The sequence below is a fragment of the Streptomyces sp. NPDC047869 genome, assembly GCF_040704065.1.
In the GTDB taxonomy this organism is placed as follows: Bacteria; Actinomycetota; Actinomycetes; order Streptomycetales; family Streptomycetaceae; genus Streptomyces.
The window spans coordinates 162,787-175,830 of the sequence record NZ_JBEYRK010000009.1; the positions used below are offsets into that span (position 1 = coordinate 162,787).

The window sequence follows — 13,044 nt, forward strand, 5'->3', positions numbered from 1 at the left end:
CCGGTCGTGGCGCCCGCTCGTAGCCTGGGACGACGGAACGGGAGGTTGCCGCATGAACAGGCGCTGGACCGCGCGTCTGGCCCTGGTGGCGGGCGTGGCGGCGGTGGCGGTGCTGCCGGCCTTCGCCGGGCTCGGCAGCGTCGTCCTGGTGGCCGTGGGCCTCGCCGGGACCGTCCTCACGGCGGCCGGCGTGTGGTGGCTGCTGAGCCGCACCGGATGGGCCAGGTCGCTGGCCGTGGTACTGGTGATCGCGGCGCCGCTCGCCGTCCTCGCCCTGTACGCCGCCGCCGGGCTGCTGTGGGTCGTGCTGGTCTCGCTCGGTCTGTGGACGCTGGCCGTCTCCGCGGGCCGGGCGGCACTCGCCGGTGACGACGTGCCGGCCATGCCGGAGCTCGCGGCCCGGCGGGCCCGGCACCCCTTCCTGATCATGAACCCGCGCTCCGGCGGCGGCAAGGTCGGTGAATTCCGCCTCGTCGAGCGCGCCCGGGCCCTCGGCGCGGAGGTCGAGGTACTGGACCCGGCCGCACCGCGGGACGTGGCCGAGCTGGCGCGGCAGGCCGTGCGGCGCGGAGCCGATCTGCTCGGCGTCGCCGGGGGCGACGGCACCCAGGCCCTGGTCGCCGGGGTGGCCGCCGAACACGACGTGCCGTTCGTCGTCATCAGCGCCGGCACCCGCAACCACTTCGCCATGGACCTGGGCCTCGACCGGCAGGACCCCGCGGCCTGCCTGGAGGCGCTGACCGACGGCGTCGAACTCCGCGTCGACCTCGGGCGTATCAGCTCCGGACGGGGGCCCGCGGACGACGGCACGGAGCGCGTCTTCGTCAACAACGCCTCGTTCGGCGTGTACGCGGCCGTGGTGCAGAGCCCCGCCTACCGCGAGGACAAGGCCCGTACCACCCTGGAGATGCTGCCGGACCTGCTCACCCGGCACAGCGGCCCACGGCTCGTCGTGCGCGCCGGTGAGCGGAGACTGACGGGTCCCCAGGCCGTCCTGGTGAGCAACAACCCCTACCACGGCGACGACGCGGCGGGACTGGGCCACCGGGACCGGCTGGACTCCGGCCGGCTGGGCGTGCTGGTCGTCGAGGTGAACAGCACGACGGAGGCGACCGAACTGCTGCTGCTCGGCGGACGCAGCCGCGGGCTCACCGGCTTCACGGCCGCCGAGGTCGTGGTGGACGCCGACGCCACCGCCGTCCCGGCCGGCGTCGACGGCGAGGCCCTGACGCTGCCCACCCCGGTGCGCTGCCGCATCGAGCCGGGCGTCCTGCGCGTACGCGTGCCGCGCCACCGCCCCGGCGCGCCCCGCGTGGCACCGGCCATGAACTGGCGCGAAGTCCGCCGGCTGGCCCTGACCATGGGCCGCGTCGCCGTCGGCCGCGACACCCGCTGAGGGCCCGCACCCGGCACGGCGCGGAACGCACCACCGGCCCCGCTGCCGGGCGCGGCCGCCGGGCGTCCGCTCACCCGGTGCTCCTGGACCGGCGGGCCAGCGACTTGCCCAGCTCCCACAGGAGCGGCCGCACCGTCATCGCGTCGCCACCGATCCGGGCGGATGGTGCCCCGGCCCGTCAGCCCCGGCCGCTTCGCTTCCCGCGCTGCCGGGGCTGGCCCTGTCTCCCGCCCTCGACGGATCCTCCGCGCTCGCCGCCGTCCCGCCGCTCCGGGCCGGCCCCGCGCCCGCCGTCCGCCCGCGCCTGCCGCGCCGCGTACGGATCGGCCGGGGCACCGGCGGGCGCCTCCCGCTCCAGCTCTCGCCGGGCGGCCAGCAGGTCCCTGCGCGCCTCCTCGCTCACCTCGGGGTAGCGGGGGTCGATGTCCATCAGGGTGTGCGCGAGGACGGCCGCCGTGCAGATCCGCGCGAACCACTTGCGGTCCGCCGGAACGACGTACCAGGGGGCCCAGGCGGTGCTGGTGGCCGAGAGCATCGCGGAGAAGGCCCGCTGGTACTCGTCCCAGTGCCGCCGTTCGCGCACGTCGGCCGCGGAGAACTTCCAGTTCTTCTCCGGCAGGTCGATCCGTTTCAGGAACCGGGCGCGCTGCTCCTCCTTGGAGAGGTTCAGGAGGAGCTTGACCACCTTGAACCCGCTGTCGGTCAGATGACGCTCCCACTCGTTGATCTCGCGGTAGCGCCGCTCCCAGACGTCCGGTCCGCGCGCCTCCCCGGGCAGCTTCTGCCGTACGAGGTTCTCCGGGTGCACCCGTACGACCAGGACCTCCTCGTAGTGCGAGCGGTTGAAGATGGCGATCTCGCCCCGCTCGGGGAGCCGCCGGGCGTAGCGCCACAGGTAGTCGTGCTCCAGTTCCTCGTCCGAGGGCACCTTGAAGCTGCTGACGCGTACGCCCTGGGGATTGAGGCCGCTCATCACGTGCCGGATCGTGCCGTCCTTGCCCCCGGCGTCGAGCGCCTGGAGGCACAGCAGGACGCCGTAGGTGTCCTGGGCGGCCAGCCGCTGCTGGTACTCGGCCAGCAGGGCGACCCCGGCGCGCAACAGCTCCTCGGCGTCGCGTTTGCGCAGGCCCGCCCGGTAGCCGGGGTCGAAGTCCCGGCTCAGGTCCACCCGCGCACCCGGTGCCACCCGAAGCGGCTCGATCAATTCCGCGATGCGTGCGGCCGGCTCTTCGGACACCTCCGGCTCCTCTCCCCGGATCGGAACGTGCCCTCGCCCATTCTCGGCTCGCCCGCGCAAGATCGCCCGCTGGATCCGGTCCGCCGGCCGCGGACAGAAGGTGTCCGCAAGGCCGGTTAGCGTGCCTCCATGACGAAGAGCAGCACGGCCCCGGCTCCGCTCCTGGACACCCGCGCCCTCAACCGCGCCACCCTGGACCGGCAGCTCCTGCTGCGCCGTTCCCCGCTGTCCGCCGAGGACGCCGTACGGCACCTCCTGGGCCTGCAGGCGCAGAACACCGAGCCCCCGTACTACGCTCTCGCCGCCCGGCTCGAGGGGTTCACGCCGGAGCGGCTGTCCCGGCTCATGGCGGACCGCGCGGCCGTCCGCATCGTCACCCTGCGCTCCACCATCCACACCCACACCGCCGACGACTGCCTGACCCTGCGGCCGCTGGTCCAGGCCGCCCGGGTGCGGGAGCTGACGCACTTCCGCACCGGCCTGGCCGGCGTCGACCTCGGCCGGCTGGCCGCCGTCGCCCGTGACCTGGTGGAGGCGGAGCCGCGGACCATGGCCCAGCTGCGCGAGGCGCTGAGCGCCGAGTGGCCGGACGCGGACCCGGGGTCGCTCGCCGTCGCCGCCCGCTGCACCCTGCCCCTGGTCCAGGTGACCCCGCGCGGACTGTGGGGCCGGGCCGGCCGGGTGGCCCTCACCACCGCGGAGCACTGGCTGGGCCGCCCCGCCGAACCGGCCCCGGCTGCGGAGACCGTGATCCCGCGTTATCTCGCCGCCTTCGGTCCCGCCTCCGTCAAGGACATGCAGACCTGGTCCGGACTCACCCGGCTCCGGGACGCCTTCGAGCGGCTGCGCCCGCGGCTGGTCACCTTCCGCGACGCCGGCGGAGTCGAACTGTTCGACCTGCCCGACGCGTCCCGCCCCGACCCGGACACCCCGGCCCCGCCCCGCTTCCTGCCCGAGTACGACAACCTGCTGCTCTCCCACGCCGACCGCGGCCGTGTCGTACCCCCCGAGTACCGGGGCCGCGCCCGGCGCGGCAACCAGGCCTACCGCACCCTCCTGGTCGACGGCTTCCTGGCGGGCGTGTGGATGCCCGACGGCACCACGCTCGTCGTCGAGCCGTTCGGAGAGCTGACGAAGGGCCAGCGGGAGGAGGTCGCCGAGGAGGGCGCCCGCATGCTGGCCGCGCTGCACCCCGGGAAGCCCCACGACATCCGGTTCGGCACCGTCGTACCGCGCTGAGCCCCTCACCCGTCCGGAGCAACCGGTGCCCGGGGGACGGGACTTGGAAAGGGGGGCGTTGCGGGCCGCTCGTGGTGGCTCGCAACGCCCCCCGGCATCTACCCGAGAGGTGCTCGGGTGGTCCTCGGGGCTATGAGGTGACCTGCGCGGTCACGAGGTCCGAGAAGGTGGTCAGCCGGGTGTACACACCCGGGTAACCGGCCTCCGCGCACCCCTCGCCCCAGGAAGTGATCCCTGCCAGGACGCCCCCGATCAACAGGGGACCGCCGCTGTCGCCCTGGCAGGTGTCTACGCCACCGGACGTGTATCCGGCGCAAACCATGTCGGACTGGACGTAGTCCGAACCGTAGGAGCTCCTGCAGCCGGCGTCCGACACGACCGGAACGGTCGCGGTCCGCAGCTGGTTGGAGGAGCTGCCGCTCTCCGAGGTGGTGCCCCAGCCGAGGATGCGGGCCGTGGTGCCGGCCGCGTACACGCTGGTCTGGGAGGAGGAGACGTACGACGCCTTCGTGTACGGCATCGACGTCGACAGGGTCAGCACGGCCACGTCGTCGCCGTTGGTGGCGTCGGTGTAGTCCGGGTCGATCCAGATCTTGCTGACCTTGCTCACCGTGCCGTCGGTGCCGTTGAGATAGGTCCGGCCGCCGACCACGCGGACGCTGTTGGTTGTCTCACCGACCATGCAGTGAGCCGCCGTCACCACCTTCTTGGCGGCCACCAGGGTGCCGCCGCAGAACTGGCTGCCGGACGCGTCCGTGATCTGCATGACGAACGGGTACGCCGTCGTGGTGGTGGTCGTCCCCCCGACGATGGGCTGAGGAGCGTCGGCCGAGGCGGGGGAGGCGATGAGCGCGGTGGCCGCGGCGGCGGCCGTCGCCATGAGCGTGGCGGTGGTCTTTCTGGCACGTCTGAGGCCGAACATGCGTCTCCTCGGTTTGGCCGGTGGGGGGTTCGCACGGGCGTGGGGGTGGTGCACATGGGGAGGGGAACCCCCTGCCCGGGGGAGACCGAGCGGTTGGGGGAGGGACCGACCCCGTGTGCCCGGGCGAGCGGCACGCCCTTTACGCTAGGCCCGGGTCCCTCGGCTCCCAATGAGGGAACCCCCTAGGGGGTCGGGTGAGGGAAAACCCTCGGTCCGGCTCAGTTAACTAGCGCCTCGCTCACCGCGCTCGGCGAGCCGCCGCCAATCGGACGATGTCGACGCGCGAGCGGATCCCAAGCTTCCGGTACACCCGGGTCAGCGTGGCCTCGACCGTCTTCACACTGACGAACAGCCGTGACGCGATCTCCCGGTTGGTGGCCCCCTCCATGACGAGCGCGGCGACCTGACGCTCCATCGAGGCCAGACCGTCCAGCGCGTCCAGCGGGTCCCGGGCGGGCGGCGCGGGCTCCGGCTGCGGGGCGCGCAGGGCCTCGTCCACCTGGCGCAGCCACGGCAGCGCCCGGCAGCGCCGGAACAGCCGCACGGCCTCGTCGTACGCCGCCCTCCGCTTGGCCGGGTCCTCCGCCTGCCGCGCGCGGAGCCGGGCCAGCGCGAACGCCGCCCGGGCCTCCTCCAGGCCGTTGCCGAGCCTGCCGAGCCGCTCCTGAGCGGACGTCAGCTGGGCGATGGCGGTCTCGTGGTCGCCGCGGGCGGCCCGGGCCAGCGCCTCCGCCCGGTCCAGGACGGCGACGACACTCTCCCGGCCCAGCCTGACGGCGTGCTCCCGGGCCCCGTCGATGACCTGCTGCGCCTGGCCGTGCTCTCCGGCGAGCACCAGTGCCTCCGCGAGGTCGCCGTGCCAGCGGCCGCGCGCCGGGTCGGTGATGCCGAGCCCCAGCTCCAGCTCCCGCACCCGGCCCAGCGACTCCACGGCGGCCCGCGGCTCCCCGGCGACGAACTGGGCGTAGCCGAGGGCGGCCAGGGCGCGGGAGAGGTACATCTGGTCGCCGTCCTCCTCGGCGTGCCCGACCGCCTCGCGGGCCAGCTCCAGCGCCCGCTCGGTGTCGCCGCCGGACGCCTCGGCGAGCGAGGCCAGCATCGCGGACGCGCTCTCGCCGATGCCCGCGTCCCGGGCCAGCCGCAGACTCTCCCGGGACAGGTCGAGGGCCCGGCCGCAGTGGCCGGCGCGCAGCTCGGTCTCGGCGCACATGCGCAGGTAGTGCACCTCGCTCTCGACCATGCCGCGCCGCCGCACCTCGCGCAGCAGCGCGGTGATGGTGGCCCGGGCCTCGGTGAGCTGGTCGCTCATCAGCAGCCAGCGGTAGCGGGCGTAGCCGACGCCGTTGTGGTGGCAGGCGACGTACGGATCCTGCGGCTCCTCCAGGGCCCGCGCGGTCGTGGCGGCGGCGTCCGGATGGCCCATCAGGGTCTCGGTGGACGCCTGGAAGGCACGCGCCATCAGCTCGGTGCGCCGGTCACCGGCCCGCGCGGCCAGCTCGGCGGCGTGCGCGGCCTCCTGGCGGGCCTCGGTGAAGTCGCCCTCGACGACCAGGGCGCGCCAGGCGAGCTGGTAACGGACCAGGGCGAGCAGCCTGGGGTCGTCCCCGGCGTCGGCCAGGGCCTGCGGGAAGACGGCGTCCACGTCGCCGAGCGCCTGCCCGGCCGACTCGATCACCACCATCCACGCCCGTACCCGTTCGGCGGGCAGCACGGCCCGGGACAGCACCTCGCGCGCGATGTCCCGGGCCAGGTCGGCCTCGCCGGCCGTGATGGCGTCCTCGGCGGCCCGGAGCCGCCGCTCGTCCGGCCCGGGCTCGCCGGCCGCCGGGGTGTGCCGGGCGGCGAGCAGTCCGAGCGAGGCGGCCACCGACGGCGCCCCGCGGTCCCGTGCCAGCGCGGCGGCCTCGGCGAGCCGGTCGGCCACGTCCGGGTCGGTGCCGGTGGTGGCCAGGGCCAGATGCCGGGCCCGTTCGATCGGGTCGAAGGCCGCGGTCGACAGCGCCGCGTGCACCGCGCGCCGCTCCTGCGCGGGCGCCTCCGCGTACAGCGCGGCGGAGATCAGCGGGTGCGCGAACCGTACGGCCGGGTCGTCGGTCTCGGTGGCCAGCAGGCCGAGCTCGGCGGCCTGGGCGCACTCGGCCTCGGCGTGTTCCCGGCCGGCCGCGTGCAGCAGGGCCAGGGTGGGGCGGGCGCCGGCGCTGGCCAGCAGCAGGGTGCGGCGGGCCTCCACGGAGAGCAGGTCGAGGCGGCTGAGTACCAGGGCGCGCAGCGAGGTGGGCACCGGCAGCGGCTCGCCCGGCCTGGGCGGGGCCGGGGTCTCGGCCAGGACGCGGCCCAGCTCCAGGGCGAACAGCGGGTTGCCGCCGCTGGTGCGGTGCACCTCCCGGACGGTGGAGCGGGGGAGACCGTCGTAGCCGCGGTGGTTCAGCAGCGTGGTCAGCTCGGTGCGGGAGAGGGGGCCCAGCCGCACCGAGAGGGTGCCCGGCGGGCAGGCGCGCAGATGGCGGTCGTAGGCCTCGTCCTCGGTGCGCACCGCACACAGCATCTGCACAGGGGTGTCGCCGAGCCGGCGGGCGGCGAAGCCGAGCAGTTCGGCACTGGCCGGATCCAGCCACTGCAGATCGTCGGCGACGATCAGGACCGGGCCCCGGTCGGCGAGCGCCCGGAGCGCGGAGAGCACCGCGAGGCGCAGGGCGAGGCCGTCGCGCTGGAGGCTGGACTCGCCGCGGCCGGTGAGCGCCGACTCCAGGGCCGTGAGCTGGGCGGCGGGCAACCGGGGGGCGACCTCCTCCAGGGCCAGGCCGAGGAGGTCGGCGAGGGCCAGGAACGGAAGGTGGGATTCGGACTCGGTCGCCGAGCAGCGCAGGACCCGGCGCGCGGTGGCGCCGTATTCCTCGGCCAATGCCCGCAGCACCGTCGATTTACCTATTCCGGCGGGGCCGTGGAGCAGCACGCTGCCACCGGAGTCGAGCTGGTCCCGGGCGCTCCCGAACAGCTCTTCGCGGCCGATGACCAGGTCGGGGCGGCATCGAACCGACTCCTGGAAGTCCCGTCGCATGGTCACCGCTCCCCTCCTGTGTCGTGTCCGGGCCAAATTCTAGGCAACGATTCTTGAAATTCGGACGGAAGTCGTGGTGAGGGAAATAACAAACGGTCAAGCGCAGGAAAAAATTCGCGGCATGGTCACAACAATGGCCAGGTTTCCTTACGAGCGTCACCGGCCGCCCGGTCCCTAGGGCAAGAGCCCCGCCCGGCGTGCCGCGGTCACCGCCTCCCCCCGGGTGTGAGCGCCCAGTTTCCGCATCGCCGAGCGCAGATAGCCCTTCACCGTCTCCGGGCGCAGACCCAGCCGCCCGGCCACGGCCGCGTTGGTCGCGCCCGCCGCCACCCAGGACAGCACGTCCAGCTCCCGCGGCGCCAGGCTCGCGCCGCCGGCCGGGCGCGGCGCGGCCAGCAGCCCGCAGGCCGCCAGCAGCTCGGCACGCAGTTCCGGGTCCGCGATCCGCGGCGCCAGCGCGCGCAGCGCCGCGTGCGCCTCGCGCACCTGTTCCTGGCCGGTTTCCGCCCTCCGGTACGCTCCGGCGGGCTCGGCCCGGGCCGCCGCGAGCAGCCCCCGCGCCTCCTCCCGCACCACCAGCGACTGCTCCACGTCCCGCGCCGCCGCCACCGCGGCGCCCAGCGTGCGGTCGCCGAGCGGCTGGGCCGAGCGCAGCGCGCCGTACAGCACCCCGCGCACCCGGCGCCGCACCACCACCGGCACCGCGAGCACGGAGTGGATGCCCTCGGCGGCCACCGGCACGTCGTACTCGTGACTGATCTGCCGGGAACCGGCGTAGTCCGTCACCGCGCACGGACGGGCCAGCGCCACCGCCCTGCCGCCGAGCCCGTTGCCGGAGGTCACCGCGAGGGACCTGAGGGCGGCGGTGTGGGTACCGCTCAGTTCGCTGATCCGGATCTGCGGCCGGCCGGCCTCCACCAGCCCGCCGAAGGCGACCGGGAGCCCCGTGGCGTGCCGCAGCCGGGCCAGCGCACCGCGAATCTCCGTCGTCGCCACGGCCTCTGCTGTCACCTCATCGCTCCTTCGGTGCGGCTCACCCGTGGACCACACCCCCGTTCGGGGGTAGTGAGACCTGCATCACGGATTAGACGATGCCAGAGAGCCGCCCGGCAATGGTCCGGATTCTAGGAGGACACCGATGACGACGGCGACCGAGGTCTTCAGGACCGCGCGCGACTTCCTGCTGGAGCACCGCGAGGACTACACCCGCGCCTACGAGGGCTTCGCCTGGCCGCGGCCCGAGCACTTCAACTGGGCGCTGGACTGGTTCGACGTGATCGCCGAGGGCAACGACCGGACGGCGCTGCACATCATCGAGGAGGACGGCACCGAGACCAGGCTGTCCTTCGCCGAGATGGCCGAGCGCTCCAGCCGTGTCGCCGCCCACCTCCGGGCGCGGGGCGTCGGCGCCGAGGACCGCATCCTCGTCATGCTGGGCAACCAGGCCGAGCTGTGGGAGACCGCGCTGGCCGCGATGAAGCTGCGCGCGGTGGTCATCCCGGCCACCCCGCTGCTCGGCCCCGCCGACCTGCGCGACCGGGTGGAGCGCGGCCGGGTGAAGCACGTGCTGGTGCGGGCCGAGGACACCGCCAAGTTCGCCGAGGTACCCGGCACCTACACCCGGATCGCGGTCGGCGGGCTGCCGGAGGAGGGCTGGGAGCCGTTCGAGGACGCGTACGCCGCCTCCGCCGACTTCGTCCCCGACGGCCCCACCCTGGCCGACGACCCGCTGATGCTGTACTTCACCTCCGGGACGACCGCCCGCCCCAAGCTGGTCGAGCACACCCACACCTCGTACCCCATCGGGCACCTGGCGACCATGTACTGGATCGGCCTCAGGCCCGGCGACGTGCACCTCAACATCTCCTCGCCCGGCTGGGCCAAGCACGCCTGGTCCAACCTGTTCGCCCCGTGGAACGCGGAGGCGACGGTCTTCATCCACAACTACACGCGCTTCGACCCCGCCCGCCTGATGGCGGAGATGGACCGGCACGCGGTCACCACCTTCTGCGCGCCGCCGACCGTGTGGCGGATGCTCATCCAGGCCGACCTGTCCCAGCTCGCCACCCCGCCGCGCGAGGTGGTCGCGGCGGGCGAGCCGCTCAACCCGGAGGTCATCGAGCAGGTCCGGCGGGCCTGGGGCATCACGATCCGGGACGGCTTCGGGCAGACCGAGACGGCCGTGCAGGTCTCCAACAGTCCCGGGCAGACGCTGAAGACCGGCTCCATGGGCCGGCCCAGCCCCGGCTACCGGGTGGAACTGCTCGACCCGGTCTCCGGCGCCCCCGGCGCCGACGAGGGCGAGATCGCCCTCGACCTGTCCGAGCGTCCCGTCGGCCTGATGACCGGCTACCACGGCGACCCCGACCGCACGGCGGAGGCGATGGCGGGCGGCTTCTACCGCACCGGCGACGTCGCGTCCCGCGACGCGGAGGGGTATCTGACCTACATCGGCCGCAGCGACGACGTCTTCAAGGCCTCGGACTACAAGATCAGCCCGTTCGAGCTGGAGAGCGCGCTGCTGGAGCACGAGGCCGTCGCCGAGGCGGCCGTCGTGCCCGCCCCCGACGAACTGCGGCTCGCCGTGCCCAAGGCGTACGTCGTCCTCGCCGAGGGCTGGCAGCCCGGCCCCGACACGGCCAAGGTGCTCTTCGAGCACTCCCGCCAGGTGCTGGCCCCCTACAAGCGCCTGCGCAGGCTGGAGTTCGCCGCACTGCCCAAGACCGTCTCCGGCAAGATCCGCCGCATCGAGCTGCGCGAGGCCACGGCCGCCGGCTCCGACCACGAGTACCGCGAGGAGGACTTCCGGTGACCTCGGAACTGTCGTACACCCACGGAACCGGCCCCACCGCCCTGCTCGGCGACACCATCGGGGCCAACCTCGACCGCGCCGTGGCCGCCTGGCCCGAACGCGAGGCCCTCGTCGACGTGCCCTCCGGACGGCGCTGGACCTACGCCGAATTCGCCGCCGAGGTGGACCGGCTGGCGTGCGCGCTGCTCGCGAGCGGAGTCGCCAAGGGCGACCGGGTCGGCATCTGGGCGGTCAACTGCGCCGAGTGGGTGCTCGTGCAGTACGCCACCGCGCGCGTCGGCGCCGTCATGGTCAACATCAACCCGGCCTACCGCACGCACGAGGTCGAGTACGTCCTCAACCAGGCCGGGATCCGCCTGCTGTTCGCCACCGTCCGGCACCGGACGAGCGACTACCGGGCGATGGTGGAGGAGGTCCGGGTCCGCTGCCCGCGGCTGACGGAGACCGTCTACATCGGCGATCCGGGCTGGGAGGCGTTCGCCCAGCGCGGCTCCGCCGTCCCGCAGGAGGAACTGCGGGCGCGCGAGGCCGAGTTGTCCTGCGACGACCCGATCAACATCCAGTACACCTCGGGCACCACCGGCTTCCCGAAGGGCGCCACGCTCTCCCACCACAACATCCTGAACAACGGCTATTTCGTGGGCGAACTGGTCGCCTACACCGAGCAGGACAGGGTCTGCATCCCGGTCCCCTTCTACCACTGCTTCGGCATGGTCATGGGGAACCTGGCCGTCACCTCCCACGGCGCCTGCATGGTCGTCCCGGCGCCGTCCTTCGACCCGGAGGCGACGCTGGAGGCCGTCCAGCGGGAGCGCTGCACCTCGCTGTACGGCGTCCCGACCATGTTCATCGCGGAGCTGAACCTGCCCGGCTTCGCCGCGTACGACCTCTCCTCCCTGCGCACCGGCATCATGGCGGGCTCGCCCTGCCCGGTGGAGGTGATGAAGCGGGTGGTCGCCGAGATGCACATGGCGGAGGTCTCCATCTGCTACGGCATGACCGAGACCTCCCCGGTCTCGCTGCAGACCCGCATCGAGGACGACCTGGAGCACCGCACCGCAACCGTCGGCCGGGTCCTGCCGCACCTGGAGGTCAAGGTCGTCGACCCGGTCTCCGGGGTCACCCAACCGCGCGGCACGGCGGGGGAGTTGTGCACCCGCGGCTACAGCGTGATGCTCGGCTACTGGGACGAGCCCGAGAAGACCGCCGAGGCCGTCGACGCCGGCCGCTGGATGCACACCGGCGATCTGGCGGTGATGCGTGAGGACGGGTACGTCGAGATCGTCGGCCGCATCAAGGACATGATCATCCGGGGCGGCGAGAACATCTACCCGCGCGAGATCGAGGAGTTCCTCTACGCCCACCCCGGGATCCGGGACGTCCAGGTCGTCGGCGTACCGCACGAGAAGTACGGGGAGGAGGTCCTGGCCTGCGTCATCCCCCTGGACCCCGCCGACCCGCTCACCCTGGAGGACCTGCGCGCCTTCTGCCGCGACCGGCTCGCCCACTACAAGATCCCCAGCCGGCTGCAGATCCTGGAGACCTTCCCCATGACGGTCTCGGGCAAGGTGCGCAAGGTGGAGCTGCGGCAGACCTACGGGGCCTGACGGCGAGAGGTCCGGCGGTTCACGTGGGGCCCTGCCGGACGAGGAGCCGGCCGGGGCCGTTCACCGGCGTGGCCGTCCCCCCGTGGTCGAGGGCGAACAGGGGGACGGCCAGCGCGTCCGCCTGGAGCCGGGCCGCCTCGGTGTAGCCGGCCGCGGAGAAGTAGACGCAGTCCGCGGACTCCGTCATGGCCGTCAGCCAGAGGCACTCCACGTCCCGCGACGAGGCCGGGCGCGCCGCCGGATCGACCCGCACGACGAGACCGGGCGCGGCCAGGCCGATGCCGGACGGCGGGCGCTGGTCGGCGCGCCGGATGTCCCGGTGGCCGAGCCTGCGCAGACACAGCACGGCGGCGGTGACCGCGTCCCGCGTGGAGGCGACGGCGGCGGAACGCGCCGGACCACGGTGGCCGGGACCCGGTGACGGGGCTCCGGCCACCGGTATGCGCAGCACCGTGCCGCACGGGCAGCCCAGTTCCGGGTGCGGCCACTGGTTGCGGCGGCCGCAGGCCGTGCAGCGCACGGTGATCCAGTCCTCGTCCCAGGCCCGGTGGACGAGCACGGCCGGTCCGGCCGCCGCGTCCAGCCGCGGGGCGCTGGGGGCGCCGCAGGCGCAGGGGTACGGGGGCGCGGTGTAGACGTGCTCGCGCCGGCAGGCCGGACAGTGCAGCGGAACGCTCTCGGGCATGGCCCATCCATCTTCAGGCGTCGCGTCGGGGCAGCGCCCCCATCGTCCTCCATCCCGGTCCGCCTGTCCGGCTCTTGGCCCCGCCGCC

At 73.9% G+C, this 13,044-nt stretch carries 9 protein-coding genes; 4 read left to right on the forward strand and 5 right to left on the reverse strand.

Annotated features, from left to right (window positions below):
• Positions 1-52 precede the first annotated feature (52 nt).
• A complete protein-coding gene (locus tag AB0924_RS14745; protein WP_366911567.1) occupies positions 53-1,396 on the forward strand; it encodes a diacylglycerol kinase family protein in 1,344 nt (447 codons plus the stop codon).
• 178 nt (positions 1,397-1,574) lie between these two features.
• On the opposite strand, the gene AB0924_RS14750 is transcribed toward AB0924_RS14745, so the two are convergent.
• Positions 1,575-2,633, reverse strand: coding sequence for a PPK2 family polyphosphate kinase (locus tag AB0924_RS14750; RefSeq protein WP_366911568.1), 1,059 nt, complete (start codon positions 2,631-2,633; stop codon positions 1,575-1,577).
• A 129-nt stretch (positions 2,634-2,762) separates the two neighbouring features.
• On the opposite strand from AB0924_RS14750, the gene AB0924_RS14755 reads away from it, so the two are divergent.
• Positions 2,763-3,872, forward strand: a complete 1,110-nt coding sequence (locus AB0924_RS14755; RefSeq protein ID WP_366911569.1) for a winged helix DNA-binding domain-containing protein — start codon at positions 2,763-2,765, stop codon at positions 3,870-3,872.
• A gap of 130 nt (positions 3,873-4,002) precedes the next feature.
• Here the strand turns inward: AB0924_RS14755 and AB0924_RS14760 are convergent, their stop codons facing one another.
• The 3 genes from AB0924_RS14760 to AB0924_RS14770 all read right to left on the reverse strand — a co-directional run bounded on the left by AB0924_RS14760 (position 4,003) and on the right by AB0924_RS14770 (position 8,863).
• On the reverse strand, positions 4,003-4,794 hold the full coding sequence (locus AB0924_RS14760; RefSeq protein WP_358936191.1) for a serine protease: 792 nt from the start codon (positions 4,792-4,794) through the stop codon (positions 4,003-4,005).
• A gap of 238 nt (positions 4,795-5,032) precedes the next feature.
• Positions 5,033-7,858 carry an AAA family ATPase gene (locus tag AB0924_RS14765; RefSeq protein ID WP_366911570.1) on the reverse strand — a complete coding sequence of 942 codons (2,826 nt, stop codon included), beginning with the start codon at positions 7,856-7,858 and terminating at the stop codon, positions 5,033-5,035.
• A gap of 168 nt (positions 7,859-8,026) precedes the next feature.
• Complete coding sequence (locus AB0924_RS14770; protein WP_358936187.1) at positions 8,027-8,863, reverse strand: helix-turn-helix transcriptional regulator; 837 nt, start codon at positions 8,861-8,863, stop codon at positions 8,027-8,029.
• A gap of 127 nt (positions 8,864-8,990) precedes the next feature.
• Between AB0924_RS14770 and AB0924_RS14775 the strand changes: the two genes are divergently transcribed.
• The gene (locus tag AB0924_RS14775) at positions 8,991-10,664 is read left to right on the forward strand and encodes an AMP-binding protein (RefSeq protein ID WP_366911571.1); all 1,674 of its coding nucleotides are present in this window, start codon (positions 8,991-8,993) and stop codon (positions 10,662-10,664) included.
• The gene (locus tag AB0924_RS14780; protein WP_366911572.1) at positions 10,661-12,271 is read left to right on the forward strand and encodes an AMP-binding protein; all 1,611 of its coding nucleotides are present in this window, start codon (positions 10,661-10,663) and stop codon (positions 12,269-12,271) included. The genes AB0924_RS14775 and AB0924_RS14780 overlap by 4 nt, the downstream gene beginning before the upstream one ends.
• 19 nt (positions 12,272-12,290) lie before the next feature.
• Here the strand turns inward: AB0924_RS14780 and AB0924_RS14785 are convergent, their stop codons facing one another.
• On the reverse strand, positions 12,291-12,956 hold the full coding sequence (locus AB0924_RS14785; RefSeq protein WP_366911573.1) for a hypothetical protein: 666 nt from the start codon (positions 12,954-12,956) through the stop codon (positions 12,291-12,293).
• Between the last annotated feature and the right edge of the window lie 88 nt (positions 12,957-13,044).

Bases quoted from the DNA above. Each gene is read 5' to 3' on its own strand.
- AB0924_RS14775 (WP_366911571.1), top strand. From the start codon at position 8,991: ATGACGACGGCGACCGAGGTCTTCAGGACCGCGCGCGACTTCCTGCTG.
- AB0924_RS14785 (WP_366911573.1), bottom strand. From the start codon at position 12,956: ATGCCCGAGAGCGTTCCGCTGCACTGTCCGGCCTGCCGGCGCGAGCAC.
- AB0924_RS14755 (WP_366911569.1), top strand. From the start codon at position 2,763: ATGACGAAGAGCAGCACGGCCCCGGCTCCGCTCCTGGACACCCGCGCC.
- AB0924_RS14745 (WP_366911567.1), top strand. From the start codon at position 53: ATGAACAGGCGCTGGACCGCGCGTCTGGCCCTGGTGGCGGGCGTGGCG.
- AB0924_RS14760 (WP_358936191.1), bottom strand. From the start codon at position 4,794: ATGTTCGGCCTCAGACGTGCCAGAAAGACCACCGCCACGCTCATGGCG.